The sequence below is a fragment of the Zwartia hollandica genome (assembly GCF_019923725.1).
Taxonomy (GTDB): domain Bacteria; phylum Pseudomonadota; class Gammaproteobacteria; order Burkholderiales; family Burkholderiaceae_B; genus Zwartia; species Zwartia hollandica.
Map to the genome: position 1 here is coordinate 170,447 of NZ_JAHXRI010000007.1, position 26,601 is coordinate 197,047.

At 52.3% G+C, this 26,601-nt stretch carries 28 protein-coding genes; 14 read left to right on the forward strand and 14 right to left on the reverse strand.

Annotated features, from left to right (window positions below):
* Nucleotides 1-11 precede the first annotated feature (11 nt).
* Nucleotides 12-626, reverse strand: a complete 615-nt coding sequence (locus tag KZZ10_RS08885) for a LysE family transporter (protein WP_259661500.1) — start codon at nt 624-626, stop codon at nt 12-14.
* 17 nt (nt 627-643) lie between these two features.
* Entirely contained in the window at nt 644-1,132 is a 489-nt protein-coding gene (locus KZZ10_RS08890; protein ID WP_259661163.1) for a copper chaperone PCu(A)C, read from the reverse strand.
* A gap of 99 nt (nt 1,133-1,231) precedes the next feature.
* On the opposite strand from KZZ10_RS08890, the gene KZZ10_RS08895 reads away from it, so the two are divergent.
* The gene (locus KZZ10_RS08895) at nt 1,232-2,107 is read left to right on the forward strand and encodes an energy transducer TonB (RefSeq protein WP_259661164.1); all 876 of its coding nucleotides are present in this window, start codon (nt 1,232-1,234) and stop codon (nt 2,105-2,107) included.
* 14 nt (nt 2,108-2,121) lie between these two features.
* Here KZZ10_RS08895 and KZZ10_RS08900 read toward each other — a convergent pair whose 3' ends face one another.
* The gene (locus KZZ10_RS08900) at nt 2,122-2,343 is read right to left on the reverse strand and encodes a YgaP family membrane protein (protein WP_259661165.1); all 222 of its coding nucleotides are present in this window, start codon (nt 2,341-2,343) and stop codon (nt 2,122-2,124) included.
* A gap of 29 nt (nt 2,344-2,372) precedes the next feature.
* The gene (locus KZZ10_RS08905) at nt 2,373-3,248 is read right to left on the reverse strand and encodes an MBL fold metallo-hydrolase (protein WP_259661166.1); all 876 of its coding nucleotides are present in this window, start codon (nt 3,246-3,248) and stop codon (nt 2,373-2,375) included.
* A 105-nt stretch (nt 3,249-3,353) separates the two neighbouring features.
* Here KZZ10_RS08905 and KZZ10_RS08910 point away from each other — a divergent pair, with 105 nt between their 5' ends.
* Genes KZZ10_RS08910 through KZZ10_RS08930 form a run of 5 tightly spaced genes read left to right on the forward strand, consistent with a single transcriptional unit; the run spans nt 3,354 to nt 7,496 of the window.
* The gene (locus tag KZZ10_RS08910) at nt 3,354-3,689 is read left to right on the forward strand and encodes an ArsR/SmtB family transcription factor (RefSeq protein ID WP_259661167.1); all 336 of its coding nucleotides are present in this window, start codon (nt 3,354-3,356) and stop codon (nt 3,687-3,689) included.
* Nucleotides 3,686-4,123: a YeeE/YedE family protein gene (locus KZZ10_RS08915; protein WP_259661168.1), complete on the forward strand. Its 438-nt coding sequence runs from the start codon at nt 3,686-3,688 to the stop codon at nt 4,121-4,123. The genes KZZ10_RS08910 and KZZ10_RS08915 overlap by 4 nt, the downstream gene beginning before the upstream one ends.
* Nucleotides 4,124-4,133: 10 nt before the next feature.
* Nucleotides 4,134-4,547: a YeeE/YedE family protein gene (locus KZZ10_RS08920; RefSeq protein ID WP_259661169.1), complete on the forward strand. Its 414-nt coding sequence runs from the start codon at nt 4,134-4,136 to the stop codon at nt 4,545-4,547.
* Nucleotides 4,544-6,280 (forward strand): SulP family inorganic anion transporter, encoded by a 1,737-nt coding sequence (locus tag KZZ10_RS08925; RefSeq protein ID WP_259661170.1) that lies wholly within the window; start codon nt 4,544-4,546, stop codon nt 6,278-6,280. Before KZZ10_RS08920 ends, KZZ10_RS08925 begins: the two co-directional genes overlap by 4 nt.
* 7 nt (nt 6,281-6,287) lie before the next feature.
* Entirely contained in the window at nt 6,288-7,496 is a 1,209-nt protein-coding gene (locus KZZ10_RS08930) for an MFS transporter (RefSeq protein WP_259661171.1), read from the forward strand.
* A gap of 3 nt (nt 7,497-7,499) precedes the next feature.
* On the opposite strand, the gene KZZ10_RS08935 is transcribed toward KZZ10_RS08930, so the two are convergent.
* The 5 genes from KZZ10_RS08935 to KZZ10_RS08955 all read right to left on the reverse strand — a co-directional run bounded on the left by KZZ10_RS08935 (nt 7,500) and on the right by KZZ10_RS08955 (nt 12,831).
* Complete coding sequence (locus KZZ10_RS08935; protein ID WP_259661172.1) at nt 7,500-8,504, reverse strand: YeeE/YedE family protein; 1,005 nt, start codon at nt 8,502-8,504, stop codon at nt 7,500-7,502.
* The gene (locus tag KZZ10_RS08940; protein ID WP_259661173.1) at nt 8,504-9,805 is read right to left on the reverse strand and encodes an NAD(P)/FAD-dependent oxidoreductase; all 1,302 of its coding nucleotides are present in this window, start codon (nt 9,803-9,805) and stop codon (nt 8,504-8,506) included. The genes KZZ10_RS08935 and KZZ10_RS08940 overlap by 1 nt, the downstream gene beginning before the upstream one ends.
* Entirely contained in the window at nt 9,805-10,182 is a 378-nt protein-coding gene (locus tag KZZ10_RS08945) for a c-type cytochrome (RefSeq protein ID WP_259661174.1), read from the reverse strand. The genes KZZ10_RS08940 and KZZ10_RS08945 overlap by 1 nt, the downstream gene beginning before the upstream one ends.
* A gap of 116 nt (nt 10,183-10,298) precedes the next feature.
* Entirely contained in the window at nt 10,299-10,961 is a 663-nt protein-coding gene (locus KZZ10_RS08950) for a 3'-5' exonuclease (RefSeq protein ID WP_259661175.1), read from the reverse strand.
* Nucleotides 10,951-12,831 (reverse strand): DUF294 nucleotidyltransferase-like domain-containing protein, encoded by a 1,881-nt coding sequence (locus tag KZZ10_RS08955; protein ID WP_259661176.1) that lies wholly within the window; start codon nt 12,829-12,831, stop codon nt 10,951-10,953. The genes KZZ10_RS08950 and KZZ10_RS08955 overlap by 11 nt, the downstream gene beginning before the upstream one ends.
* A gap of 231 nt (nt 12,832-13,062) precedes the next feature.
* On the opposite strand from KZZ10_RS08955, the gene KZZ10_RS08960 reads away from it, so the two are divergent.
* The 4 genes from KZZ10_RS08960 to KZZ10_RS08975 all read left to right on the forward strand — a co-directional run bounded on the left by KZZ10_RS08960 (nt 13,063) and on the right by KZZ10_RS08975 (nt 17,627).
* Nucleotides 13,063-14,184, forward strand: a complete 1,122-nt coding sequence (locus KZZ10_RS08960; RefSeq protein ID WP_259661177.1) for a TRAP transporter substrate-binding protein — start codon at nt 13,063-13,065, stop codon at nt 14,182-14,184.
* A 105-nt stretch (nt 14,185-14,289) separates the two neighbouring features.
* Nucleotides 14,290-14,913, forward strand: a complete 624-nt coding sequence (locus tag KZZ10_RS08965; protein WP_259661178.1) for a TRAP transporter small permease subunit — start codon at nt 14,290-14,292, stop codon at nt 14,911-14,913.
* Entirely contained in the window at nt 14,910-16,823 is a 1,914-nt protein-coding gene (locus KZZ10_RS08970; RefSeq protein ID WP_259661179.1) for a TRAP transporter large permease, read from the forward strand. Before KZZ10_RS08965 ends, KZZ10_RS08970 begins: the two co-directional genes overlap by 4 nt.
* A 6-nt stretch (nt 16,824-16,829) precedes the next feature.
* Nucleotides 16,830-17,627: an enoyl-CoA hydratase-related protein gene (locus tag KZZ10_RS08975; RefSeq protein WP_259661180.1), complete on the forward strand. Its 798-nt coding sequence runs from the start codon at nt 16,830-16,832 to the stop codon at nt 17,625-17,627.
* Here KZZ10_RS08975 and KZZ10_RS08980 read toward each other — a convergent pair.
* The 3 genes from KZZ10_RS08980 to KZZ10_RS08990 are packed head-to-tail and all read right to left on the reverse strand — an operon-like array spanning nt 17,624 to nt 20,402.
* On the reverse strand, nt 17,624-18,925 hold the full coding sequence (locus KZZ10_RS08980; protein WP_259661181.1) for a TRAP transporter large permease: 1,302 nt from the start codon (nt 18,923-18,925) through the stop codon (nt 17,624-17,626). The genes KZZ10_RS08975 and KZZ10_RS08980 overlap by 4 nt on opposite strands.
* On the reverse strand, nt 18,918-19,427 hold the full coding sequence (locus KZZ10_RS08985) for a TRAP transporter small permease (protein WP_259661182.1): 510 nt from the start codon (nt 19,425-19,427) through the stop codon (nt 18,918-18,920). Before KZZ10_RS08985 ends, KZZ10_RS08980 begins: the two co-directional genes overlap by 8 nt.
* Before the next feature lie 3 nt (nt 19,428-19,430).
* On the reverse strand, nt 19,431-20,402 hold the full coding sequence (locus KZZ10_RS08990; RefSeq protein WP_259661183.1) for a TRAP transporter substrate-binding protein: 972 nt from the start codon (nt 20,400-20,402) through the stop codon (nt 19,431-19,433).
* Between the two features lie 219 nt (nt 20,403-20,621).
* Here KZZ10_RS08990 and KZZ10_RS08995 point away from each other — a divergent pair, with 219 nt between their 5' ends.
* The 3 genes from KZZ10_RS08995 to KZZ10_RS09005 are packed head-to-tail and all read left to right on the forward strand — an operon-like array spanning nt 20,622 to nt 23,633.
* Nucleotides 20,622-21,626: a quinone oxidoreductase family protein gene (locus KZZ10_RS08995; protein ID WP_259661184.1), complete on the forward strand. Its 1,005-nt coding sequence runs from the start codon at nt 20,622-20,624 to the stop codon at nt 21,624-21,626.
* Nucleotides 21,627-21,642: 16 nt separating this feature from the next.
* Complete coding sequence (locus KZZ10_RS09000; protein ID WP_259661185.1) at nt 21,643-22,608, forward strand: Bug family tripartite tricarboxylate transporter substrate binding protein; 966 nt, start codon at nt 21,643-21,645, stop codon at nt 22,606-22,608.
* A gap of 2 nt (nt 22,609-22,610) precedes the next feature.
* Nucleotides 22,611-23,633, forward strand: coding sequence for a M14 family metallopeptidase (locus KZZ10_RS09005; protein WP_259661186.1), 1,023 nt, complete (start codon nt 22,611-22,613; stop codon nt 23,631-23,633).
* Between the two features lie 3 nt (nt 23,634-23,636).
* On the opposite strand, the gene KZZ10_RS09010 is transcribed toward KZZ10_RS09005, so the two are convergent.
* Together KZZ10_RS09010 and KZZ10_RS09015 are read right to left on the reverse strand one after the other, a co-directional pair.
* On the reverse strand, nt 23,637-23,873 hold the full coding sequence (locus KZZ10_RS09010; RefSeq protein WP_259661187.1) for a hypothetical protein: 237 nt from the start codon (nt 23,871-23,873) through the stop codon (nt 23,637-23,639).
* Nucleotides 23,874-23,931: 58 nt separating this feature from the next.
* Nucleotides 23,932-25,224 (reverse strand): Zn-dependent hydrolase, encoded by a 1,293-nt coding sequence (locus tag KZZ10_RS09015; RefSeq protein ID WP_259661188.1) that lies wholly within the window; start codon nt 25,222-25,224, stop codon nt 23,932-23,934.
* Nucleotides 25,225-25,336: 112 nt separating this feature from the next.
* Here KZZ10_RS09015 and KZZ10_RS09020 point away from each other — a divergent pair, with 112 nt between their 5' ends.
* Nucleotides 25,337-26,599, forward strand: coding sequence for an MFS transporter (locus KZZ10_RS09020; protein WP_259661189.1), 1,263 nt, complete (start codon nt 25,337-25,339; stop codon nt 26,597-26,599).
* Nucleotides 26,600-26,601: the final 2 nt, after the last annotated feature.

A 26,601-nucleotide genomic window follows, 5' to 3' on the forward strand; every position in this document is an offset into this window, starting at 1 on the left:
CTTACGATGACCTAGCGGGAAAGTGCCAGCCTGATGCCAAAGCCAATGAGGCAAAGGCCGGCTACTTTTTCTAGTAAATAACCCACTATAGGATTCGTGCGCAACCGCTCCGCAAGGCAAAAGGTCAATAAGGTCGCACCCAATCCATATAAAAAAGTCAGCACAGCAATCGTGCCGGCCAAAAATCCGAATGTGATGAGCCCTCTGTGGTGGACAGGGTCCACAAACAAAGGAAAGAAAGCCATGTAAAACACAATGGCTTTGGGATTGAGCACCGTAATCAATAATGCCTGACGCATATAGTGATAAGGCTTGATGTTCAAAATGGGTGCGGCGCCAGGCTTGGCGAGCAACATGCGCGCGCCCAACCATGCCAGATAAAGTGCGCCGATCCACTGTACAGCCTCAAAGGCAGCGGGATAGGCCATCAAGATCGCAGCGACTCCTGCTACGGCTAGCCATAACAATACCTGATCGCCAAGGATCACACCCATTGTGGCGCCTAGTCCACCAGAGATGCCGCCTTTACTCGTCGAAGTAACCAAGGCCAGATTGCCCGGCCCGGGTATCAACAAAAATATTGTGAAGGCAACAACAAAAGCGCCATAGTCAGTCACACCAAACAACATATACGCCTTGACGATTAATGCTTGTGTGCCGTGTTTTGTTCGATTGCGGCAGGGTTATGGGTCGCTGGCTTGATTTCAAAATTAACGTTAACTTCCCCCGCCTTTTCAAAGCGTAACGTGACCGGAACAATTTCACCCGCCTTGAACGGTGCGTTCAAGCCCATAAACATAATATGAAAGCCGCCAGGCGCAAGCGTGGCGCCCGCACCTGCGGGTACCTCAATACCCTGGACTTGCCGCATCTTTGCGACGCCGTTTTCATTAATGATTGTGTGCAACTCGACACGCCCAACATTTGCCGTCGTTGCCGAAATCAACCGATCGGTCTGGCTTCCCTTATTCTGAATCTGCACATAACCCGCACCATTTTTTTGGCCAGGAGCACTTGCGCGCACCCAAGGCGTATCGAAAGCCAAGCCAGCATTTGACGTGTTTTGTGCCGCTGCCAAGCTAGTGAGCAAAACGCCGATCATGAGCGCGACAGAACTGAACAGCTTTTTCATTTTTATCACCTAAAAATTAGCTTCTTAAACCTTGATGCCCCAAATTTTATCTGAAGACCAGGTAAACGCTCTAAACTGCACGGCAGGTAAAAATAAGCAATGTCAGATAAAACTTCACAATCTGGGACACGCAGCACTTTGCTTGATCAGGAAGCATCGGGGATTTACGCGCCCGTGCGCCTGACCCAGCCGATACCGCGTCAACGTTACGGCTGGCATGCCGCGATCATTGTCCTCGCACACCTTGCACTCTTGGCCGTGTTCCTCATGCGCCTTGACTTTTTGTCAGGCGGCACCGTACCGTCAAAGTCCGAAACTCTCGACATTATCGTCGTCGATCTCTCGAGCGAGAGCGACACTACACCACCCGCAGCGCCGGTTGCAGAATCTTCTGTCACAAGCCCGCCTCCACCGACTTCCCTCGAGCCTCCGACCGAAGCTCAGCCTACTCGAGAGCCAGCCACTATTCCAGTTGAACCGGCCACCCAGCCAGTTGTGGAGGCACCCCTCGTGACAAAAGAAGTGCCACTTACCGCACCCGCCGAATCCCCTGTACGACCAGAGCCGCCTACTCCCGCACCAAAGCCAGTCGCAACCGCAGTAAACAAAAACATTGCAGCCCCATCGTCTTCAGCAACCACCAGTGCGCCTCAGCAACCCGCTGCAGGCGTAAATAGAGATTCTGACTTGCAGGCGACTCCACCACGGTTAGATCCAGCGTACCTACACAACCCTGCCCCCAATTACCCAGCACTATCAAAGCGCAATAGAGAAAGCGGAACGGTGTTATTGCTTGTCAATGTCGATCCAGAGGGCAATGCCCTCGCTGTGACCTTACATAAGTCGAGCGGGTATGAGCGACTTGATCAAGCTGCCATACAAGCGGTCACGCGATGGCGATTTGTTCCAGGCATGCGGGGGCAAACCGCCATCAGCGCGACCGTGATCGTTCCGATCAGTTTTAAACAACCGTAACAATCAACAGACACTTATTTCTTGCAGCAGCCGCCGCGACTGCCGCCAGAGCCTGTCCCACAAGAGGTCACACCAACCAACGGGTATAAAGGGCAAAAGCGAAACAAACCCGTTGCGAGAGGTACGACGCCGATCCATCCCCACAGTCCGACCGTTCCAGTGGCTGCCAGAGCAATCAAGACGACACCGACAACGATACGGAGGATGCGATCGATACCACCAACGTTGCATTTCATGATTTACATCCTTTTTTAATTGAAAAGTTTTACAGCGCGTTCAAGGGAATCTTGACGTAAGAGGTCCCGTTGGACTCAGGTGGCGGTAAGTGACCCGCACGAATATTAATTTGCACTGCTGGCAGAATGAGCACGGGCATTTCTAGGGTTGCGTCACGCTTCGTTCTCATTTCAACGAATTGCTCTTGCGTCACACCGTCATGTAAATGGATATTCTTTGCTCGCTGCTCAGCTACGGTCGTTTCAAATTGAATAGGTCTGTTGTTTGGTGGGTAGTCATGGCACATGAACAAACGCGTCTCTGGCGGCAGACTCAAAATCTTTCTATTCGACGCGTAAAGCGCGCGGGCATCCCCACCAGGAAAGTCACAACGCGCAGAACCCACATCAGGCATGAACATTGTGTCGCCCACAAATACTGCATCACCAAACTGGTAGGCCATGCATGCAGGTGTGTGACCCGGAACAAACAACGCATGACCAGTTAGGGAACCGACTTGGATTACCTCGTCCTCTGCAAACAGGTGATCGAATTGCGAGCCGTCCTGCTTGAAGCTCGGTTCTAGATTAAAAATACCTGCAAACACTTTCTGCACCGCAGTAATTTTCGAGCCAATCGATATCTTTCCTCCTAACTTTTCTTTCAAGTAGGGTGCGGCAGACAAATGATCAGCGTGCGCATGCGTCTCCAGAATCCATTCAACTTTTAGCTGATTCGCCCGTACAAACTCCACCACCTTGTCCGCAGAGACGTGTTTAGTCCGACCAGACTTAGGGTCGTAATCCAGCACCGAATCAATAATCGCGCAGCTCGATCCCGGGGCGTCGTAGACGACATAGGTGACGGTCCAGGTCGCTGGATCGAAAATTCCATGAACGTTTGGCTTCTTTTCTGGGGCAGACATTCTTTGACTCCAACTATCAATAAGGTTAAATATATTATATTTACAAATACATTATTAGTAAATATAATACTTACTTGATTATTATCAACAAAGCATCCAATACAAATGTCCACTTCAACCCCAACGCTTGAGCTAGAGGCAATGCAAGCATCGGCCGATCAGGCCTGCCGCTTAATGAAGGTGCTCACCAATTCAGATCGCTTAATGATCTTGTGTCAACTCACACAACAAGAAAAGTGCGTGAGTGAATTGCAAGAGTCGCTCGGCATTGTGCAGCCAACCCTATCTCAACAACTAACCGTTTTGCGCACCGAAAAGCTCGTCACTACGCGTCGAGAAGGAAAAAATATCTACTATCGCTTCGCCAGTCCTCAGGCGTTTGCCGTAATCGAAGTGTTGTATTCCCAGTTTTGTAAAAAAACGAAGGCTAAAAAATCATGATGATCGATTGGGCTAATTTTTCCCCTTGGAGCGCCATTTCTGGTGGCGTGTTGCTTGGCGTCGCCTCTGCACTTTTTATACTCGCGAATGGTCGCATACTTGGCATCAGCGGCATTCTCGGCGGATTGCTTCCACCTAAAACAGGTGATACCGGTTGGCGATTAGCCTTCCTCGCCGGAATGTTCGTAGCACCTTGGGTATTTTTGCTACTCGCTCCGGCAGACCTCGTCTCGACGCCTCGCATCGAGGCCAATACGCTTACGACAGTGATTGCCGGCCTTCTAGTCGGCCTTGGTACACGCTACGCATCAGGTTGCACAAGCGGCCATGGCGTTTGCGGTCTCTCCCGATTATCACCACGCTCGTTAGTCGCAACAGTCAGTTTTATGGGTGCCGGCTTTGGCACCGTCCTCCTTGTTCGTCACTGGTTATAAAGGAAGCACGATGCATCGACTCGTTGAGTTTCTTGTGGGACTGCTATTTGGTCTAGGTCTCATTCTTTCAGGCATGACTGATCCTGGAAAAGTCCTGGGCTTTCTGGACCTCTTTGGCGCCTGGGATCCATCCTTGGCGTTCGTCATGATGGGCGCAATCGCCGTGGGATTTTTTGCTTTTGGGATTGCCAAAAAACGCACCACGACGATCTTAGGTGGTGCCCTGCACTTACCGAAGGCGAGTCATATCGACAAGCGCTTGGTCATCGGAAGCACAGTTTTTGGTATCGGGTGGGGCTTAGCAGGCTTCTGCCCTGGTCCAGCACTTGTGTCAATGGCTTCGGGTCAAATACAAGCTTTATGGTTCGTCTGTGCGATGGTAGCGGGCATGCTGGCGTTCGAGGCGCTCGAACGTAATCGATGAGATTCCCGCCCCCCCGACTGCCAATTTTTGACTGGATCCCCACTTACGATCAGAAGACGTTCACCAGCGATCTACTCGCTGCGCTAATCGTCACCCTCATGCTGATCCCGCAAAGTCTCGCTTATGCGATGCTGGCGGGACTACCTCCAGAGGTGGGGCTTTACGCGAGCATCGCACCATTAGTCCTGTATATGTTTTTCGGGACTAGTCGAGTCCTCGCTGTCGGTCCGGTCGCTGTCATCTCCCTGATGACCGCAGCTGCCATAGGCGAACATGCAAGCGCAGGAACGCACGCCTACTGGCAGATCGCAATCACTCTCGCTTTTTTGTCTGGCCTGATACTGCTGGCGTTGGGCTTGCTACGCCTTGGGTTTCTTGCAAACTTCTTAAGTCACTCGGTGGTGTCCGGATTTATCACCGCCTCGGCATTGCTTATTGCCGCGAATCAATTCAAAACCGTGATGGGCATACGCGTCGACGGGGACAATTTTTTTGTACTCCTAAAGAATTTACTAGCACAGGCTCCCCACACACATGCTTTAACATTTTTAGTTGGTATTGGGACACTGGGCTTCCTGTTTCTAACTCGGCATTACCTCAAGCCGAACCTGATCAGGCTCGGCATACCACCAACAATCGCCGATATCGTGGGCAAAGCCTGCCCCGTCATCGCAATAGGCCTCACAACCGGCCTCACCTGGGGGCTTTCCTGGGATCAGGCTGGCGTCAAAGTAGTGGGCTTTGTGCCCCAGAGCCTGCCACCCGTTACGGCGCCGCTCTGGGATATCTCACTTTGGAGCACTCTCTTTGTCCCGGCACTCCTGATTAGCATTGTTGGCTTTGTAGAATCAGTGTCGGTAGGTCAGACACTTGCCGCGCGTAAGCGCCAGCGTATCGAGCCTAATCAAGAACTGGTGGCACTGGGTGCCTGCAACTTGTCGGCGGCCTTCACCGGTGGATTCCCCGTTACCGGAGGTTTTGCGCGCTCGGTTGTGAACGCAGATAGCGGCGCCCGCACCCCAGCAGCAGGCCTCATGACCGCTTTGGGCATCGCACTCACCTCGTTATTGCTCACACCCGTTCTTTTTTATTTGCCTCATGTCACGCTAGCAGCAACGATCATTATTGCAGTGCTATCGCTTGTAGATTTCAAGATATTTACACACACCTGGCACTTTGCCCGCTCCGACTTTTATGCCGCAGCAGCAACCCTACTCGGCACCCTTGGTTTTGGTGTGGAGGCAGGTCTTATTGTGGGCGTGCTGTTATCAATCGGACTCCATCTCTATAAAACGAGTGAACCACATATCGCAGAAGTCGGGCTTGTCCCTGGCACCGAGCATTTCAGAAATGTGACGCGCCACCATGTCATGACGAGTCCAATCGTACTTTGCCTTCGCATCGATGAAAGCCTCTATTTTGCCAACGCACGGAATATCGAAGATCGCCTAAATGCCGAGGTCGCAGGACGCAGTGAGCTACAACATGTTGTGCTGCAGTGTTCGGCGGTAAACGACATAGATGCTAGCGCGCTAGAAAGCCTAGAGAATATCGAAAAGCGCCTGAGAGATGCCGGTATCAAGCTCCATCTATCCGAGGTGAAAGGCCCAGTCATGGATCGCCTAACAAAAACACAGTTTCTAAAAAATCTTAGCGGTCAGGTTTACCTCACCAACTATCGTGCACTGCAGCAATTGGATCCCGGCACCTTCGCGCGCGCCGCTATGCTTTAATCCCCTCATGGAAAACACACCGAAGCTGTTTAATAAAAACTTGGTGCTATTGATTTTGTGTCAAGGCATCTTTCTCGTAAACAACATCACCTTTGTCGCAATCAATGGTCTTGTCGGGCTGAGTTTGAGCCGGGTCGCATGGATGGCGACGCTCCCTATCATGGGATATGTTGTGGGGGGCGCCCTATCGACCTCTATCGTTGCCCGAGCACAGCGACGCTTCGGTAGGCAAAAGTCTTTCCAACTCGGACTTTTAGTGGCGATCGTTTCGTCTTTGATTTGCGCGTATGCGGCATATTCGAAAAATTTCTGGTTGTTGGTGTTTGGTACCTTCGTCGCAGGCTATTACAGCGCTAACGGTCAACTCTACCGCTTCGCAGCTGCCGAGCTCACGGATGTCAGTCTTAGAGAGAAGGCAATTTCTTGGGTACTGGCCGGCGGTATTATCGGCGCCGTCGTTGGCCCTAACTTGGCGAACTACACCAAAGATTCGTTTGACACGCCATTTTTAGGTGCCTATCTCATTCTGACTGTTGCGGGTTTTCTGGGCCTGCTCGTCATGCACTTCATCGAGTTCCCAAAGATATCAGCGGCAGAAAAAAAGGCAGCTGGGACTGGGCGAACGGCCTGGGAGTTACTCAAACAACCGGTCTTTCTTGTCGCTGCTGTGAGCTCCGCTCTCGGCTACGGCGTGATGAACCTGCTGATGGCCGCAACACCTCTTGCGATGAAGGTCTGTGGCCTACCCTTCTCAGACGCTGCCTTTGTTCTTGAGTGGCATGTCATTGGCATGTTCGCACCGGGATTTTTTACAGGCTCATTAATTAAAAAATATGGCACAGGCAAAATTATGTGGCTTGGCATATTTTTAAATTTCGTCTGCATTTTGATCGCGCTGTCTGGCGTAGACGTGATGCACTTTATGTTGGCCTCCTTCATTCTCGGCGTCGGTTGGAACTTCCTCTTCACGAGCGCAACAAACCTCGCGATGACCGCCTACCGACCAGAAGAGAAGGATCGCGCTCAAGGCGTGATCAATTTCTTTGTCTTCACAACGATGGCGGTCACCTCGTTTAGCTCAGGCGCACTTGTGACAACATCAGGCTGGGACATCCTGAACCTTGGTTCATTGTTCCCGGTTGTTTTAATGGGTGTCGCACTTCTTTGGTTGCGTCATAAGGACGCCCAAGAAAAGAAACGGTCGGTACCGAACTAGTCTTTACCGGTTGCGTTGCGCCGCGAGCCCTGCTCCAAACAAAATGCAGAGGCTCGCAATCATTGAGCTAAACGCCAAGGTCGACATTCCTGTTAGGCCTTGGCCAATCGAGCAGCCCAACCCTAAGGCACCACCGACACCCATCAACATGCCACCGAGCACGTAGCGTCCCATCTCGCGTGGTGTAGAAAACCCCTGAAGCTGCAATCTGCCCCGCAAAGCGGCAATCACAAAGGATCCGAGTAACACGCCACAAATTACGGCTACCGGAAAACCGAATCGCATACCCGTTGCAATCATCAGGTACTGAATGGTCTCGCCAATCGGTGCGATAAATGTCAGTGATACCAACGGAGTGGGCTCGAACTCATCGGCAGCAAGCCAACCTGTCGCGATCCAGCCGGCCACCACCAGCAAACCCACACCAAGCCCACCGAAGAAGTCTTTCGCGCTGCGCAAAATCATGCCGCGAAAAAAAACAAACCAAGCTAAGGTCACGAGCAATAGCCCAGCAAGGAAACGGTTCGAAAGCGACGACCACTCATACAGTCCGCCCAGGGGAACGCTTGTTGCCTGCGCTAGCATTGTTCTCAATGGACCAAGCACTCCTGACAATGTCGCGTAGGCCGATATCCCAAGGCAAAGCAATACAACCAAGGAGCGTAAATTACCTTGCGCCAACAGCACGACAGTACGCGCGCCACAACCGTTTGCGAGCATCATGCCGTAGCCAAACATCGTCGCACCGATCGGTAGAAGCAACCAAGAAAAGTTCGGCGTACGATAAATAGCAGTCGAAAAATCAATCAGCTCCGTTATAGCCAGCAACTGTGTGCCGACTATCGCGACAAGCATCGCCAAGGCAAACGATCTCGCCTTCAGCAGATTTTTGGATTCAACATAATCCTTTACCGCCCGATTCAAACAAAATCCTGTTGATTGGCCGAGCGCACCGAACGCGACACCAATCGCCAGGCCAGACCAAGCGAGTATTTCGTTCGGCGACATCAGGCACCACTCCCCCAGGTATCGCGTGCAATCGCGTTATACCAAGCCACACCGTGCAGTGCTTCTAGCTTGCGCACGGTATCGCTCGCCTCTCTTGGACTCACGCCACCAGAGCCCTTAACTTCGACGATTTTTCCATCCGCGACTTGGTATACCCCCGCAACCGAGATGCCATAGTCCGGTGCAACCAGACTGTAGCAAGTGTTCGACCAGGAGGCAGCGGCAGCAGGCTTTCCAGCCAAGGCATTGACGATTGCCGCTGCCGCAACTTTACCTTGCGCGTTTGCACAAAAGCCGGACTTGGGCATGGGTGCAGCAATGGTTGCATCACCCACTACATATATGTCTTTGACTTGCGTAGATTCAAAGGTGTCGGGCTTGACTGGCACCCAACCGCTCTTGTCAGCGACCCCTGCACGTTCAGCAATCAATCCTGCCTTTTGCGGCGGAATCACATTCAAGACTGCTGCTTTGTGGATCTTGCCGAAATCTGTTTCAACGGATAGGTTTTTCGCGTCAACACGAATTACATTGCCGTCCTTGCCCGCAGGCACCCACTCAATCATGTCGCCATAAAAACGCTTCCACCCATCCAGGAACAGGCCTTGTTTTGAAAAAGCATCTTTGGCATCGAGCACCAGAATTTTGGACTTCGGCTTTTGTGTTTTGAAGTAATGCGCCACCATACTGATGCGCTCGTAGGGTCCGGGCGGACAGCGGTAGGGATTAGCGGGGGCAACCATCACAAACGTGCCACCGTCGGGCATCGCATCGAGCTGCTTTTTAAGTAAAGTAGTTTGTGCACCCGCCTTCCACGCGTGTGGTGCTAATAAAGAAGCGGCTTCGTCGTACCCTTCAAGCTTATTCCAGAGGAAGTCGATGCCGGGAGACAGCACCAGCTTGTCGTAGGCGAGCGTTTGACCACCAGCGAGCTTAAGCGTCTTCGCAGCCCCATCTGCACTTTGTGCGAAATCATGGAGGACCTTCACACCCATACTGCGTAGCTCATCAAAGCTATGACCTTGCGCCTCAAAGGTTCGCAACCCACCCAAATACAGATTCGTAAACGGGCAGGTGTAAAACTTCTGCGCTGGCTCTACTAAGGTGACATCAATGAGAGGATTACGTTGTTTGATATATTTTGCTGCGGTTGCGCCACCAAAGCCTCCACCAATGACGACGACGCGCCCTGCAGACTGCTGAGAAAAGACAGGAGCACTGATGGTCCAACCTGCAGCGAGTGCAGCCTGTCCTGCTGTGGCCAACCAACGTCGGCGAGAAAACTTAGGTACGGTGTTCATTATTTTTTGACTCCTGCAGGCACGATGCCCTTAGCATCGAGCTTAGAAAAGTATGCCGCAAGCGCCGCGATTTCATTATCGCTGTAGCCCTTGGCAAGACGATTCATGATGGTGGTGCCAGCGGGAGCCTGATCAGACTTGTAGGCAAGTAATTGCGCTTTCAGAACTGCCTCAGGTTTACCGGCAATGACCGGGATACTTGTCGCTAGCTTAGGGTCAGAGACGTGGCAGTTCAGGCAAGTACCCGCCAAAAGCGATACATCGAGCACCCCTTGCGCGCGCGCTCCGTGCCAAGGCGCCGCAGCGATCAGCGCAGCGGATGCAAGACCGGCCAAGGAAACTAAGTTATTTTTTAAGCGCGCGTGAAAAGAAAACATATCCGCCTGTGGGCTCCAGAGACATCAAACTGAACGAGGTTAATAGCTCAGCATCATATCGAAGAAGCCTAGAAGAACAAAAGACGGATTTATTTTTTTTATATTACGCAAGATTATTAAGAAGGAATCCAAGAGGCCTCTTTCGCTAGCCGCACCAGTCCTCTCCAAGTTTGGGTCTCTCGGCTAATTGCAGGCCAAAGCCTGAGCAACAACTCTGCCGTGGCAAAAGCGTCAGAAGCAGCTTGATGGCGAACTGCACACTCAATATTGAAATGCGTTAACCAGTCATCTAGCGCCTTGGCGTGCGCATTTCCGCCAAACATGCGTGCCAATGGTGCGATATCAAGCCACTGAACGTTTAAAGCTTCTAAGTGATAGGAGCGGTAGGCGCGGCGAATCATCCCTGCATCAAAGGCCGCGTGATAAGCCAGCAAAGGAGAGGTGCCCACCCAATGACGAAAGTTCTCTAGCGCGGCCTCAGGGGCTTCGCCCAGCGTTTGCGCCTCTGCCCCAATGTGGTGAATCAAAATATTGTCTTTCGCCGACGGCTGAGCCTGTCGTAAAACGACTTCGAAACTGTCGCCGATGACGACCTGCAACGCTTTAGTCGTCGGATCTTGGCGCAAGGCAACCGCTGCGATCGCTAACAGCCGATCGCGAGCAGGATTCAGTCCTGTAGTCTCTACATCGACCATGATCCATCGATCGGGAGTCGCGTGCTCTCTACGCCTAGCAATACCCAACCAACCCATCAGGGTGCTCAAAAAACTATCGCGCATAGTCCAGCTCCAAGCGTTGCTGCAAAGAGCGAATTCTGGCCATCGACTCTTTCAAAATACTACGATCAACCGCGTTCAGGCCATCGATATCTAGAGCGTTTGGATTACTCTCGATCGCATCGCCATCAATTTGAATCGCCAAGCGCATCGTCTGCAAAAACTGAAATGCAGCGATCCAGGCATCCGTTTCGGTTTGCGCCAAACCGAGACCTCGTCCTATCGCGGCCAAGCGATCTTGCGTATTCAGTTCTTCGATACCCAAAGCTAAGGCATAGACGCGTGCCGTTTCAACGACAATCGCCGTGCCTTGTAGTTTTAAATCGATAACCGATTTACCACCTAATTTCTTTGTTTCTAAGCCCCCCAACCAGTTAAGGGGCACCTGATTCACCAGCGCTGCATCGGCCAGTAGCTTAATAAAGCGCGGCGTACGTGCAGCTGTGGTTTTGACCTCGTCCCTCAGGCCTTTGAGTAAATCGACATTGCCCGCCAAGCCTCGACAGTCAAAAAATATACCGGCATTAAGTAGGTCCTCGGGGTGACCATGTTCGATCCAGTGCATGAACCGTTTTTTCCACTCATCGATGGTCAGACATAACGATGGGTTACTGGCCATGATATTGCCTTTGCAGAGCGGATAGCCGCAAGTATCCAGCGCTATATTCACCTCACGCGCAAAAGCCAAGTAGCGATTTTTTTCCTCAGGAGCACCCGTCGGTTGATACAACAATGCATTGTCTTGATCTGTCGCGATCGTTTGCTCGCTACGTCCCTCGGAACCAAGTGCAATCCAAACAAATAAATGCAGCTCCAGTCCATGCGACTTCGCAAGCAAGGTAATCAGACGCGCGGTCAACACATCATTTAGATGACTGACAAGAAAGGTGAGCTGCCTTGCGCTCACACCCTGCCCCAATAAATTGCGTGCAAATCTACGGATATTTGCCGCGCAGTCCTTGAGCCCATCTACATCATCCGCCTGGCGGATCAGCGAACAGATCGTTCCCAGTGACTGCCGCTGTAAAGAAAACAAATCTCGTTCTGAAATCAAGCCCACGACACGCTCTCGCAGATCGACAATAGGCACGTGACGGATCTCATACCGCGACATTACCACTGCTGCCGATTCGGCCGTGTGATCAACCGTGAGCGTCTTGACCCCCTTCGTCATGACTTCACTTATTGGTGTGTCCAAACTAATGCCTGCCAACGTCACGCGCTCAAGCACGTCATACCGGGTGAGAATTCCCAACAACGCACCACTGTCTGAAACGACCAACATCGATCCGATGCGCTTTTCATACATAACGGTCAAGGCTTCGCGCAGAGGTGTTTGCTCAAGCGTTGTCAAAGGCGCCCGACGAATTAAGTCGCCCAGACGAGTCTCTAACGACTGTTCTAGCAATGCTTTAGACGCAAAATTATTTCGCAGCGCCTGGCGTGACTGCTCTAACAACATCCAAACGCGGTTATTAATGAAATCACGAAAGGGTTTAGAGCGCCCGACAAGCGCCTGCATGGCCGCCGCGGGAAGCGTCAAACAAAAACAATCACCGATTGCTGTGTAGGTTGCAGCAACAGGTCGGGCGGCCAAACTTGCACTAACAGAAAACAGCTCTCCCGCTTCAAGCTCAAACGCAGCTTCGGTCAGACCCGGTGAGGTGCGTTTGCCAGAGACCCGGCCTTGCCGAATTAGATAAAGAAATGCGGGCGGGCCATCTGCGGGCGAGAGGATGACCTCTGTGGGTGCGTAATAGACTTCACAAGACGACTCAATAAAAAAATCCACCTCAGACGGTGCCATTTCTGAAAATGGCAAACGCTGCATAATTTGTTGTCGTAGGTTTTGGATCAAACTCGAAGAAATCATGGCACTTCTCCCGCAGACTAGAGTCCTTGCGTTGCTTCACCCCATTATGAACCTCAACATTGGCTCTGGTAAGCCCTAGTATCGGGTTAACACTAGTGCGAGACAGGTTGTGTTCTATCAGCCCAAGCAGTCTAATAGCGCGAGAGCAAACGACTTGCGACGTGTCATCCTAATGACCTCCAAGACAAGTTGTTGCGCTGCAGCATTTTTTCCATCCCACGGAGACACAACATGTCTGTCATTGCATCGCGCCGTAAATTTTTCTCGACTGCCGCAGCCGCAGGTACTGCCACAGCTTTGGGCGTGCCCATGGTTGCCAAGGCTCAAAATGCCCCGATCACTATGCGCTTCCAGAGCACCTGGCCAGCGACGGACATTTTCCACGAGTATGCGTTGGATTATGCCAAGAAAGTCAATGAAATGGCTGACGGCCAACTGAAGATTGACGTTCTGCCTGCGGGCGCTGTTGTTAAAGCCTTTGACCTGCTAGACGCCGTATCAGCCGGAACTCTTGATGGTGGCCATGGGGTATTGGCTTACTGGTACGGCAAGAACACCGCGGTTGCTCTCTGGGGCTCGGGCCCTTCCTTCGGTATGGATGCAAACATGCTGTTGGCCTGGCACGAGTACGGTGGTGGCAAAGCACTGCTCACAGAAATTCAAAAAGCAATGGGCGTGAACGTTGTGTCGCTCGTGTACGGTCCAATGCCTACCCAACCTTTCGGCTGGTTCAAGAAGCCGATCACCAAGGTTGAGGAAATGAAAGGCGTGAAGTTCCGCACAGTCGGCCTCGCAATTGACATGTACACCGCCATGGGCGCCGCTGTAAACGCTCTGCCCGGCGGAGAAATCGTTCCCGCGTTGGACAAAGGCCTCTTGGACGGCGCAGAATTTAACAACGCTTCGTCCGACCTGAACCTCGGCTTTGCCGATGTATCCAAGGTCTGCATGCTGCAAAGCTTCCACCAGAGCGCCGAGCAATTTGAGATTGTGTTCAACAAAGCAAAATACGACACGCTACCCAAGCACCTCAAGAGCGTCTTGGCCGTTGCTTCGCAAGCAGCGAGTGCGGACATGTCGTGGAAGGCAATCGATCGTTACTCGACCGATTACATCAAGCTGCAGAAAGATCGTAGCGTCAAGTTCTATAAGACACCCGACGCAATTCTCCAGCGCCAGCTGCAGATTTGGGACGAGATGATTGCAAAGCGTTCCGCTGAAAACCCACTGTTCAAAAAAGTACTCGACTCCCAGCGTGCATTTGCCGAGCGAGCAGGCCGTTGGGCTGGCGACACAAACGTCAACTTCCGCATGGCTTACAACCATTACTTCGCACCAAAGAAAGCAGGCTAATCAGCTTGCTCTTGTAGCAAAAACTCGGGTGGCTACTGTAGATGAAGTAGCCACCCGATTTTTATAAGCGGTATGAATCCGCTCTGTACCACTGTAGGTAATATCATGAACAAATGGCTCTGGCGCATTGACGCAACCTCAACCTTTGTCGGCAAGGCCTTTGCGTGGCTCATTGTCGCCCTGACGTTGCATGTATCGTGGGAGGTCTTCGCGCGTTACTTGTTTAATCGCCCCAGCGCCTGGGCCTTTGATCTGCAGTTGATGTATTACGGCATCATGTTCATGATGGCGGGTGCCTATACGCTTGCAAAAAATGGGCATGTTCGTGGCGATATTCTGTATGGTTTTCTGCCTCCCCGTGCGCAAGCTAGTCTGGACCTGGTGTTGTACATAGTATTTTTCATCCCTGGCGTATCGGCCATGGTATGGGCTGGCTGGACCTACGCAGCCGAGTCTTTCGCCATCAATGAACACTCTTCGCTGATGGCAGATGGCCCGCCGATCTACCCTTTTAAAGCCTTTATCCCGATCGCTGGATTCTTTCTTCTGATCCAAGGCTTTGCTGAAATCGCTCGTTGTGGCATGTGCATTCGCTCAGGCGAGTGGCCCGAGCGCGAAGCCGATGTGCAAGAGGTGGATGTTGAAAAACTGAAACAAATGGTTCATGTCAAAGACGAAGATATCGCTCAGGCAGACCGCTATGTTGTCGCCCAGGAGCAGCAAAAATGAAATTACCCAAGGCAATATGGTTCGGCTTTGCTTGTATCGGGATCGTCATCGCGATGATCGCCTTCTTGACACCTTGGGGTACCTTAACAACAGGCCATATCGGCCTAATCATGCTTGCACTCATCGTAGTGATGATCATGCTTGGCTTTCCCACGGCGTTCACGCTGATGGGGATGGGTGTCATCTTCACCTTTTTTGCCTACTTCATGCAGGCACCAGACTTTGCGGGACGTGCGATTGGGCAGACGCTCAACCTCATGGTGCAGCGCACGTACGCGACGATGACAAACGACGCGTTGATTTCCATTCCCTTGTTCGTCTTCATGGGCTACTTGGTTGAACGTGCAAACCTGATTGAAAAGCTCTTTCAATCGCTGCACCTTGCGCTAGCCAGACTGCCAGGGTCACTTGCGATTGCGACGCTCGCCACCTGCGCGATTTTCGCTACCGCAACTGGCATTGTTGGGGCCGTGGTCACACTGATGGGCTTACTGGCCATGCCAACGATGCTCAAGGCAGGCTATAGCGTTCGACTGACTGCGGGTGTCATTACCGCGGGCGGTTGTCTCGGGATCTTGATTCCGCCATCTGTGCTGCTGATCGTCTATGGCGCCACGACGGGAACTTCGGTTGTTCAACTCTACGCGGGCGCGCTCTTCCCAGGTATCGGCTTAGCGTTGCTCTATGCAATCTATGTGATGATTGTGGCAAAAATCTGGCCAGAAATGGCGCCACCACTTCCAGAAAAAGACCGCATCATTCCCTTGCCGGCGGGTTCAAAGTCTCTTCAAGCCCAAGGGTTCAAACTAGCCGCGCCCGGCTTGTTGTCGAACTTTTTCAAGAGTAAGCGTGACCCCGCCGTTTCGCGTCAATACATGAATCGAAATGTTGTTTTAGTCATGTTGCCGCTCCTCGTTACCGTATTGCTCACATTGATTATTTATCGGGTGGTGACAACACCAGAGGTGGTGTACGACATTCCAGCTGAGCTGAGCCTCTCGAACAATACGACAACGGACTCCGGGGGCGGGCTCGCTGAGCCACCATCAGAATCGGCCCCTGAGCCTCTGGGTTCAGCAAAACTTGCACCCGCAGCACCGGCGGCGCCTGCAGCGGACGCTGTCGCAAAGGAGCCGCCCAAACAACTCGATCGTCTGAGCGCGCCGACTGGCTTCTGGATCTATGTTGCCGTCGCTGCCTTAATGATGGCCATTTTTTACGTGACGCTTACCTGGGCCAGACTAGAGGTGTTTCGGTTGCTGGCACAATCATTTTTCCCACTTGTGATTTTGATTGCAGCCGTTCTGGGATCGATTGGCTTTGGTCTCGCGACGCCTAGCGAAGCTGCGGCGATGGGTGCCCTTGGCGGTGCGCTGCTGGCGCTAGCTTATCGACGGCTGACCTTTCCCGTCATCAAGGAGTCTGTGTTCCTCACCGCCAAGACGAGCGCGATGGTGTGTTGGCTGTTTGTCGGGTCATCGATTTTTTCCGCTGCCTTTGCGCTGCTCGGTGGCCAACAAGTCATTGAGAAGTGGGTGCTATCGCTCGGGCTGACCCCCGTCGAATTCATGCTGCTGGCACAGATCATAATTTTCTTGCTAGGCTGGCCTCTCGAGTGGACAGAGATCATCGTGATCTTCATGCCAATCTTTGTGCCGCTACTCGCACAGTTTGGCATTGACCCTCTGTTCTTTGGGTTACTCGTGGCGTTGAATTTACAAACAGCCTTCCTATCGCCCCCGGTCGCGATGGCTGCGTTCTATCTCAAAGGGGTTTCCCCTCCTCACGTCACGCTTAACCAGATTTTCATTGGCATGCTGCCGTTCATGGGCATACAAATCCTTGCGATCTTCTTGCTCTACATGTTCCCAGCAATTGGGCTCTGGTTACCCAGCGTTCTCTACAAGTAGCAACGTATGCTCAAAACACTTGAAGTCGCTTATGGCCCCGGTACCGCTGTTGTTTGGCTTAACCGGGTAGAAAAGCAAAATGCCATCAATGCGCTCATGGCGAATGAGCTCATTGAGGTGTTCGAGGGATTAGCAGACGATCCGGACGTTAATGCGATCGTTCTCGCATCCAAAGCGACTGCCTTTTGTTCCGGTGTGGATTTGGAATGGTTGCATCACGCATCGCAATCAGACGAAGCCCAACAACACGACGCGCTATCCTTAATTGAGCGTTTGCTCCAGACGGTTCACGCGTCTGCCAAGCCGGTTGTCGCCCGCGTCAATGGCGAATGCGTCGGTCTTGGTGCGACGTTGGTCGCTTGCGCGGATGTTGCATTTGGGAGTCGCACTTCGACATTTTCGTATGCCGAAACAAGAATGGGGCTTGTTCCCACCTTATCAGCCCCTTACCTTATTCGGGCGATCGGTCAGCGCGCAGCGACTCGCTGGCTGCTTGCCGGGGAAACGTTCACCGCCTCTGAGGCGTGGCGCCAAGGTCTGTTACACGACGTATCCGAGGACTACGATTTAGACGGGAATGTGAATGCATTTCTTGGCGCGCTGACACTTACGCAAGCACCTTGCGTTCAACAAACAAAAAAAACCATCCAAAGTCTCGACATAGCAGAACAACAGTCCGCTGCGAAAGAGTTGCTCGTACTGTCTTTGAATGCGCAGCGTAGCGAGCCTGCTCAGGAAGGAATGGTAGCGTTCCTCGAGAAACGCTTACCATCCTGGGCGCCGCCGCGGGACTTGGAGTCCTAGAGCTTCATATGCTTGGGTAGGAAGGTTGCCAGTTCCGGCACAAAATATAGGAACATGACCGCTCCGACCATCAGTAAAAACAAGGGAAATGACACACGCGCGATGTAAGGAAGTTCGCGCCCAGTCATTCCTGACAGCACAAAGAGGTTGAAGCCGACGGGCGGCGTAATCTGCGCCATTTCAACCACAAACACAATAAAGATACCGAACCAAATCAAATCAATCCCAGCTGCAGTGACGGTAGGCAAGAGAACCCCCATCGTCAATACAACCATCGAGATCCCATCAAGGAAGCAGCCTAGGATAATGAAGAAAACCATTAAAACTAGTATCAGTCCAAACTGGGACAAGCCGAGCGTTCCAATCCACTCCGCGAGCGCGCGTGGCAAACCAATGTATCCCATCGAAAGCGTCAGGAACTGAGCCCCGGCTAGGATCAACGCGATCATGCAGTACAAACGTGTTGCACCTAACAACGAGCCTTTGAATGTTTCCCAGGTCAAGGACCCTTGGGCGACAGAAACGATAAGCGATCCGAGGACACCGATGGCGGCAGCCTCCGTTGCAGTCGCAACGCCACTGTATATTGAACCAAGCACCGCGGTGATGAGTAACAAGACAGGAATCAAGTGCCTTGATTGGTAAATTTTCTGCTTGAACGACATTTCGGCGTCTGCTAACGGTACTTTTTCTGGATTACGTACGGCCCAGAAAATGATGTAGCCCATGAAGAGCAGAGCCAAAAATATTCCTGGCAGAACACCTGCAATGAATAGCTTCGCAATAGATACTTCAGCTGCCACCCCATAAACAATCATGATGATCGATGGTGGAATAAGCAAACCTAAGGTGCCCGCTCCAGCCAAAGTGCCCATGACCATATCGTCAGGGTATCCGCGACGCTTGAGCTCCGGCAGGGTCATCTTGCCGATCGTGGCACATGTCGCGGCCGACGAACCAGAGACCGCAGCAAAAATCGCACAGCCGATGACATTTGTATGCAGCAAGCGCCCAGGCAGTTTATTTAACCAGGGCGCCAAACCTTTAAACAAATCTTGCGAGAGGCGAGTACGAAAAAGAATCTCGCCCATCCACAGAAAGAGAGGTAACGCGGTGAGCGTCCAGCTCGAGGATGCGCCCCAGATCGTGATGGCCATCGCATCGCCTGCGGGTCGTGAGGAGAACAACTCCATTCCAATCCAAGCAGTACCGGCTAGCGTCAGACCGACCCAAACTCCACCCGCCAAGAAACCGAAGAGGGAGACAATCAACAGCGTCACAATCAAAATATCATTCATGGCGTTGTTGCTCCTCGGCATTCATGCCGGATTCATCGCCACGTATGCGGCTAACCAATAAATCAATGAAGGCGATCAGTAGCAAGATCGTGCCAACTGCCATCCCCAACTGAGGAATCCAGAGAGGCGTTGCATCGTTGCTCGTGGAAATATCGTTAAAAACATACGAGTCAATCACCAGTTTGGTACTGAAGACTGCGAGTGATAAAGCAATCGCGACCCCCACCGCTAACGCGGCAATATCCAAGCGTCGCTTACCGGCTGGGGCGAGCGCGTTCAAAATTAGGGTCACACGAATGTGCTCACCATGGCGCAAAGTCGAAGCCAGTGCCAAGAAGCCAGCCGACGCCATGAAGTATCCCGCATAGGCATCGAGTCCCGACACATGAAACTCGAGCTGACGGCTCAGGATACTAGTCAGCACGGCAAGTAAAACACCCACCATACAAACCGCCGCCAAAACTTCGGCGGCGGAGTACAACTGATTTAGCAATTTACGCATTATTTACTTTTTGAGTGCATCAACAATAGCCTGACCATCTTTGCCCGCTTTCTTCAAGTAGTCTGCGAGCATTTTTTGACCGATCTCATTCAAGCCTTTGGTCAGTTCGGCGGAAGGCTGAATCACCTGTCCACCGTTCTTGGTCCATGCAGCCAAATATTCGTTCGTCTTGGCTTCAGAGGTCTTCCAACCGCGCGCTTCGGCTTTAGCAGCTTCGGCCAACAAGGCTTTACGTGTGGCTTCATCCAAGGCGTCGAAGGCCTTCTTGTTCATGATGACCGCGTTCTTGGGAATCCAAGCTTGGTTGTCATAAAACTTCTTGATGTACTCGTAAGTCTTGGTGTCAACACCGGTCGCGCTCGATGAAATCATCGAATCCATCACGCCTGTTGCCATCGCTTGTGAAACTTCAGCCGCTTGAATCGTCACGGGTTGCGCACCAACGAGCTCAGCAATTTTGGCAGTCGCTGGGCTGTATGAACGCCACTTCAAACCCTTCATATCCGCAACGCTCTTGAGGTCACGGTTAGAGAAGATGCCCTGTGGTGGCCATGGCACTGCAAACAACAGCATCATGCCCTGTGATGCCAATTTCTTCTCAAGATAAGGCTTTTGGATTTCAGCCAGTTTCTTCGCGCCTGCATAGCTGCTTACCAGGAAAGGCACGCCATCCAGCTCATAAATCGGATCTTCGTTGGCAAAGTTAACCAAAAGAATCTCACCGAGCTGTGCTTGGTTGCCTTGCACAGCGCGCTTAATCTCAGGCGCTTTGAAGAGCGAAGCGTTCGGATGCACAGTAATGTTCAGCTTGCCACCCGTCGCTTTCGCTACGTCTTTAGAAAACTCGACTAAGTTTTCAGTGTGAAAAATCGAAGGTGAGTAAGCTGTGGGCAAGTCCCACTTCGTCTGGCTTTGGGCCGAAAAGCCAACAGTTGCCAGCAAACCAGCGACAACGACCGATAAGGTTTTACGCATGAGGAGATCCTTGAGCGAGAAAATGGGTACCTAGCGAGCTAGGCTTTCTTTAAAAGTCTTCTGACTTGGTTCGTGAGTGTAGGCGGACAAGTCATTGATCACAACACACCAACGCTGAAATAAGGGTAAACACTAGAGTAGCCGTTTTTTGACTGCTACGCACCAGAGTCTGTAGTATCCAATTTTTATGCTTTGCATCACAAAAAAGGAATTCGGGATATGTCTTCGCCGTTCGCCGTATACGTCACCGCAATCGGCGGTCCAGAGGTGCTTAAGCCTCAAAATATTCCTATGCCCGTGCCCAAACCCAGTGAAGTAGTGATTGCGCATACGGCCGTCGCAGTCAATTTTGTCGACATCTATTTACGTGCCGGACAACCTCATTCGCACAACCCCACTCCGCCCTTTATTCCAGGTGTGAGTGCCATTGGACGCATCGTCGCGATTGGATCGGAGGTCAAGGACCTCACTGTTGGGCAAAAAGCCACCTACACAAATGCGGGGGTCGGAAGCTATTGCACGCACGTGGCACTCCCCGCTGAACGTGTCATCCCGGTTCCGGAATCGTTGGACGACGTACGCGTTGCCGCAGGACTTGTGCGCGCCCTCACCTCCCAATACCTGCTCAAGCAAATGCGCGAGCTCAAGCCTGGCACACGCGTTTTAGTGCATGCCGCGGCAGGTGGTGTTGGTCAAATTCTTGTCCAATGGGCCAAGCGCCTGGGGCTTATCGTCATTGCGACCGCTGGCAGTGATGCGAAGATTCGCACAGCGCTAGAACTTGGTGCTGATGAAGCAATTAACTACCGTACCCAAGACTTTGTGACCGAAGTGAATCGCATCACAAATGGCAAAGGCGTGAGTGTCGTCTTCGACTCCGTCGGCAAAGACACCTTCGAGGGATCACTAAAATGCCTCGAGCCCAAAGGCCTCGTCGTCAACTATGGGACGGCGTCTGGCCAGGTCGAAGGGTTTGCTCTGCAGGATCTCCACAGTAAATCGCTTTGGGTCTGTCGCCCCACACTGCGCACCTACGTGGCAGATCGTGACAACATGCTCGCCATGAGCAAAGAGGCGTTTGAGATTCTTGGAGACCAAACCATACGACTCGACATTGAGAAGCTTTTACCACTCAGCCAAGCAAGCGAGTCACATCGTCTCTTGGAAGGCCGGACCACACAGGGTGCCATTGTTTTAATCCCTGATGATTTATTTAAAAGTTAACACCTAGGAGACTCACATGCGCTTGATAAAAACAATGTTGGCTGCAGCAATCACCCTTTCCGCGATCGGTACCACCGCTCACGCAGAGTATCCAGACAAGCCAATTAAGATGTTGGTTGGCTACGCACCGGGCGGCGCTGCAGATAAACTGATTCGCCCGATCACAGATCGTCTGTCGAAAATACTCAAGCAGCCTATTGTGATCGACTACAAACCTGGTGCAGGTGCTTCACTTGCTGCAGATCTCACGTCCAAAGCTCCCGCTGACGGTTACACACTACACATTACAGACTCGGGTCCTATGACCATCTTGCCGCACATGCGTAAGCTCGGCTATGACCCCCTTACGAGCTTTACGCCAATCTCCATGGTGGGTGGTGGTGGGGTCGTGGTGGTCGTTCTTCCCACCTCGAAAGCTACTGACATCAAGACGCTGGTAGAGCTGGCCAAAAAAGATCCCAAGAACTGGAGCTACGGCACCTCGGGTATTGGTGGCGTCGGTCACCTGGCTGGGGAACAGTTCAAAGCTGCGGCGAAGTTAGATATTGCGCACATCCCCTACAAGGGCGGCAACCCTGCGCTCGCTGAGCTACTTGGCGGTCATGTTCCCGTACTCTTCTCTTCTCTAGGTGCCGCAGCGACCCAAATTCAGTCGGGTAAACTGCGCGCGCTCGCTGATACCTCAAGCAAGCGTAGCTCCATGTTCCCAGATGTCCCAACAATGGCCGAAGCAGGCTTTCCCGGCTTTGATGCAACAATTTGGTTTGGGATTGTTGGGCCAGCCGGACTCCCCAAAGAAGTAATGAATAAGCTTGTACCTGCGCTTGCCTCTATCATGAAAGATCCCGAAGTGATTGCTGCGATCAAACGCGAAGGCTATGAGCCGATGCCCTTTACGCCGCAACAAACTGCAGACCGTATCAAGTCTGACTTTGCACTGTGGGGCAAAACAGTAAAAGACTCAAACATCAAAGCGGATTAAACATGGCATTACCCTCAACACTGCTGACCGATCTCCCAGAGCAGATTCCACTGGATCAGGAACGACCGTTTCAGACAACCAGAATCCGCAGCCCGATCGCAGGGCCTAAGCTGATTGTCACCGCTGCGGTCCATGGCAATGAGACATGCGGAACCTTTGCAATCGAGAGATTGGTAAAGCAGTTTGAGTCAGGTGAGCTAAAGCTGCTCAAGGGATTCGTAACTTTTGTACCTGTTACGAATCCAAAAGCATATCGACTTAAACGACGTGCAGGCGACCGGAACCTAAATCGTCGTTTAATGCCGACTGAGTCGCCACTGCAGTACGAAGATCACATCGCCAACTGGTTGTGTCCACTTCTGGCAGAACATGATGGCCTGCTTGATCTTCACTCTTTTCAGAGTGGTGATACGGCCTTCGCACTCTTTGGCCCGCCAAACAACAGTAATGCCCTTGAGCCCTTTTCGCATGCACAGATAGAAGAGGAGCTCATTACGCGGCTCGGTTGCAAGCGATTTGTTTATGGCTGGTTAAGCACCTATGCCAAGGGAATCGAGCGACGCGCTGCAGAAGTCAAAGCGGGACGTTTCAACGCCCAGGATGTGGATGTCGATACGCGCTACGGAATCGGCACCACCGAATATATGCGCTCTGCGGGCGGCTGGTCGCTCACGCTAGAGTGCAGTCAGCATGATGATGTCGGTGGACGCGACGTGGCCTACCACGCAATTGTGAATACCCTGACCTATCTCGGCATGATCGCTGGAGCACCGCCCGCTGCAGCAAAAGAGTTTGAAGTGCTCGGTCTTTATGACGTATTTGATCGCTTTGATATGAACGATCAGTTTGCCAAGCCCTGGAAGAGCTTTGATCAAATCAAACAGGGCGAATGCATCGGCACCCGTGCCGATGGCACGCAAATTATTGCAGAGCGAGACTGCTTCATTGTGTTTCCAAACATAAAGTCCCAACCCGGCCAAGAGTGGTTTTATCTTGCTCACGCAGGGGGTCGTTTGGGACGTTGAGTGCTAATAGACACTCACGTTTTTTGCGATAAAGTAAACCGCAGTGACTAACGCTGACGCGCCGCCAAGTAGCTTCCACGTCATCCCGTGGAGCTCCTTGTGCAGTTCTTTATACAAATCAGCCTTGAGCGCGTTCAAATCAGATTTTGTAGCAAACATATCCAAGCGTGTCTCAATGCGTGCTAAGCGGTCCCGCGTATCAATCTCAAACTTCTCGAAGCGCGCGAGCCTTTCCTGCATTTGCAATCCTAATCATTCTGAAAGCAAAATTATCCTGTAGCGCTGCAACTCAGGCAAACTAATTTTTGCAACAATGTGTAACTAGCCATTGCGTCAGCACCGAGGTTGCCATGAGAAAGTCGTCTACCGACATCTCCTCATCGGGATGGTGACTACCGTTAGGATTACGGATAAACAAGAAGCCGAAAGGTATACCGGCAGCATAAAACGCTGCCGAATCATGCGAAGCAGGACTCGGCAGGTCAGGCGCTCGCAAGCCTAATTCTTTTGCGCATGCACGCAACTGGGAGGTGATCAGTGGATCAGCGGGGGCAACACCGGCCGAGGCTTCTGGCCCAAGCTCGATTTTGACGCGACGCTTGGTAGCCACGTCCTTGACCAACGCTAAAAACTTCTCCTTCAGTTCAGCAAGATCTGCACTGTCATAGGCGCGCACATCCAGGCTTAAGCCAAACTCTCCAGGCACGATGGTCAGTCCATGGCGCGCGCTGTTTGTCTGAAACTCGCCAATCGTACAGGCCATCAAACGACCTGCTTGCTCCCACTCCGCCCAGATCTTGTCGAGTCCGAGTGCAATATCGGCACCCGCAAGCGAGGCATCATGACGATAACGACGACCTAGACCAACATGACCGTACTCGCCCGTGATCTTGATCTTTGGGTAACGAAAGTTTCCCGGCACTCCCGAGCCTATCGCGATCGCATGTCCGTCTATGGCAAGGCTAGGAGCCTGCTCAATATGCACTTCCATGAAGGCTTTGACATTTTGCGGTGTGAGATACGCCGCGCTTCGCTCAACGGCAGTGGGGTCACCACCGGCCTCTAACAGGTGCTCCGCTAGGGTGCGTCCTGTATCAATACGCTTGGCCTGCAGCGCCGTTGCTTGCAACGACCCCAGCGCACCGCGACTACCGATATACGATACTTGAAACCAAATGCTTTCCTCCGCACGCACACCCATCACCACAATGTCGCATTCCGGTTGAAGACCAGACTCTCGTATCGCCTCCACCGCAATCAAACCCGCCACGACGCCAGCCGCACCGTCATAATTACCACCCGCCGCGACTGAGTCAAGGTGCGACCCAATGACAACGGCTGGGGCCGCGCGGTCTAGGCCTGGCAACACCATGTACGTGTTACGCATATGGTCATGCCGGATTTCCAGACCAAGATCAGCTGCATACTTTGCAACTAAGTCATGCGCGAACTGCTCGCCAGGGCCGTAGGTATCGCGCGTCACGCCACCTCGGGCCGCATCAGCGCTGCCTTCACGCAATTGATCAAAAAGCCACTGCGCTTCCGGATAGAGGCTCATGACAAGAGAGTCGACCTTCAGGCCAGCGTTCATACAAAGGAATCCTATGGCTATCTAGCTGTTAGCAACACAACGACGATTAAAAATTGTATCGATGGTATTGGTGTTTAATGATACAGAATACTTTTTATTGCGACACGTCCTTTTGAATATCATCGCTTTGTTCGTCATTGGGTTAGGGGCTTCCATTGCCCCGCTGGATTTCTCTGTGAACGTCGCCTTTCCTGCGATCTCAGAGGCCTTCTCGCTTCCCACACAAAGCATTCTCTGGATTCCGTTTTCTTACGTCCTGACATACGGCGTCCTCGTCATCGGGTTTGGTGCGTTGGGCGATCGGCTAGGACATCTGCGCGTGTTTAGGGCTGGTCTCGTACTCGCAATTATTGCGCTAACACTTTGCGCCTTGGCTCCCACCTACCCTTGGCTGATCGCCGCACGTGTGTTGCAAGGGGTGGCAATGGCCCTAACATTGTCCTGCGCGCCCGCCATTGTCACCTTTCTCTACGACGAGACACAACGCACCCGAGCATTATCTCTGTACGGAAGTATGACGGCGATAGCCAGCGTGGCGGCGCCACTAATTGGTGGCCTCATGGTGGCCTGGATGGACTGGCCAGGCGTTTACTGGTTTAGAGTCCCGATCGCGATTATTGCGCTTGCCTTTTTGCCCTTACTAGCGCCACGACTCAAGGCCAACGCGCTAAACCGCGGGATGTCTACCGCACAAACGAAACCTTCAACGTTGAGGCTGTTATTTCACACAAGCCGTGAAGACAAACGCTTCCTTTGGATAAACATCGTGAGCGCCGTCTTGCAACTCTCTACCTTTGCAATCCCTTTATTAGTTCCCTACTACCTTTCCACGGTCGCGGCCTGGCCAGCCGAACGCATTGGAATGGTCTTAGGCTGTTGGGCGAGTGGCACACTGCTTGGCTCTATGCTCACAGGGATTGTTTCTAAACGCTGGCCATCCAACTTGATTGCCTATGGAGCCGCCTGGATATGTACCAGCGGCTTAATTTGCGTGATGTTGTGGTCTGATGTTCCAAACTGGAGTCTCATTTTCTTTTCAATGATCCTTCATGGCTTAGGCTTGGGGCTATTTCAAGTGGCGTACGCAGACTGGATTGTTGCGTGTCTTCCTCGCCAAGCGCGTGGCGTTGCGGGGGGCATCACTGTTTTTACGCGTACGGTGGGTGTGGTCACCGGAGCAATGTTTTGGCTTTGGGTACTACAACTGGCAGAGTCCTCTTCTTACGTCGAAGCAATGACAACCAAGCAAGTCTTCATCAGCGGCTTTAAAAATGTTTTTTTGTGCGCCGCCAGCTTAATCGCGGCCTGCTTGATATTTACGGCACTGCGCACAAATTTGTGGCAGCGCACTCCGCAAGAAAATCGCGATCTCTGATC

Excerpts from the sequence above, each read along its gene's own strand:
- KZZ10_RS08890 (WP_259661163.1), bottom strand. The coding sequence starts at position 1,132 with ATGAAAAAGCTGTTCAGTTCTGTCGCGCTCATGATCGGCGTTTTGCTC.
- KZZ10_RS08895 (WP_259661164.1), top strand. The coding sequence starts at position 1,232 with ATGTCAGATAAAACTTCACAATCTGGGACACGCAGCACTTTGCTTGAT.
- KZZ10_RS08900 (WP_259661165.1), bottom strand. The coding sequence starts at position 2,343 with ATGAAATGCAACGTTGGTGGTATCGATCGCATCCTCCGTATCGTTGTC.
- KZZ10_RS08905 (WP_259661166.1), bottom strand. The coding sequence starts at position 3,248 with ATGTCTGCCCCAGAAAAGAAGCCAAACGTTCATGGAATTTTCGATCCA.
- KZZ10_RS08910 (WP_259661167.1), top strand. The coding sequence starts at position 3,354 with ATGTCCACTTCAACCCCAACGCTTGAGCTAGAGGCAATGCAAGCATCG.
- KZZ10_RS08915 (WP_259661168.1), top strand. The coding sequence starts at position 3,686 with ATGATGATCGATTGGGCTAATTTTTCCCCTTGGAGCGCCATTTCTGGT.
- KZZ10_RS08920 (WP_259661169.1), top strand. The coding sequence starts at position 4,134 with ATGCATCGACTCGTTGAGTTTCTTGTGGGACTGCTATTTGGTCTAGGT.
- KZZ10_RS08925 (WP_259661170.1), top strand. The coding sequence starts at position 4,544 with ATGAGATTCCCGCCCCCCCGACTGCCAATTTTTGACTGGATCCCCACT.
- KZZ10_RS08930 (WP_259661171.1), top strand. The coding sequence starts at position 6,288 with ATGGAAAACACACCGAAGCTGTTTAATAAAAACTTGGTGCTATTGATT.
- KZZ10_RS08935 (WP_259661172.1), bottom strand. The coding sequence starts at position 8,504 with ATGTCGCCGAACGAAATACTCGCTTGGTCTGGCCTGGCGATTGGTGTC.
- KZZ10_RS08940 (WP_259661173.1), bottom strand. The coding sequence starts at position 9,805 with ATGAACACCGTACCTAAGTTTTCTCGCCGACGTTGGTTGGCCACAGCA.
- KZZ10_RS08945 (WP_259661174.1), bottom strand. The coding sequence starts at position 10,182 with ATGTTTTCTTTTCACGCGCGCTTAAAAAATAACTTAGTTTCCTTGGCC.
- KZZ10_RS08950 (WP_259661175.1), bottom strand. The coding sequence starts at position 10,961 with ATGCGCGATAGTTTTTTGAGCACCCTGATGGGTTGGTTGGGTATTGCT.
- KZZ10_RS08955 (WP_259661176.1), bottom strand. The coding sequence starts at position 12,831 with ATGATTTCTTCGAGTTTGATCCAAAACCTACGACAACAAATTATGCAG.
- KZZ10_RS08960 (WP_259661177.1), top strand. The coding sequence starts at position 13,063 with ATGTCTGTCATTGCATCGCGCCGTAAATTTTTCTCGACTGCCGCAGCC.
- KZZ10_RS08965 (WP_259661178.1), top strand. The coding sequence starts at position 14,290 with ATGAACAAATGGCTCTGGCGCATTGACGCAACCTCAACCTTTGTCGGC.
- KZZ10_RS08970 (WP_259661179.1), top strand. The coding sequence starts at position 14,910 with ATGAAATTACCCAAGGCAATATGGTTCGGCTTTGCTTGTATCGGGATC.
- KZZ10_RS08975 (WP_259661180.1), top strand. The coding sequence starts at position 16,830 with ATGCTCAAAACACTTGAAGTCGCTTATGGCCCCGGTACCGCTGTTGTT.
- KZZ10_RS08980 (WP_259661181.1), bottom strand. The coding sequence starts at position 18,925 with ATGAATGATATTTTGATTGTGACGCTGTTGATTGTCTCCCTCTTCGGT.
- KZZ10_RS08985 (WP_259661182.1), bottom strand. The coding sequence starts at position 19,427 with ATGCGTAAATTGCTAAATCAGTTGTACTCCGCCGCCGAAGTTTTGGCG.
- KZZ10_RS08990 (WP_259661183.1), bottom strand. The coding sequence starts at position 20,402 with ATGCGTAAAACCTTATCGGTCGTTGTCGCTGGTTTGCTGGCAACTGTT.
- KZZ10_RS08995 (WP_259661184.1), top strand. The coding sequence starts at position 20,622 with ATGTCTTCGCCGTTCGCCGTATACGTCACCGCAATCGGCGGTCCAGAG.
- KZZ10_RS09000 (WP_259661185.1), top strand. The coding sequence starts at position 21,643 with ATGCGCTTGATAAAAACAATGTTGGCTGCAGCAATCACCCTTTCCGCG.
- KZZ10_RS09005 (WP_259661186.1), top strand. The coding sequence starts at position 22,611 with ATGGCATTACCCTCAACACTGCTGACCGATCTCCCAGAGCAGATTCCA.
- KZZ10_RS09010 (WP_259661187.1), bottom strand. The coding sequence starts at position 23,873 with ATGCAGGAAAGGCTCGCGCGCTTCGAGAAGTTTGAGATTGATACGCGG.
- KZZ10_RS09015 (WP_259661188.1), bottom strand. The coding sequence starts at position 25,224 with ATGAACGCTGGCCTGAAGGTCGACTCTCTTGTCATGAGCCTCTATCCG.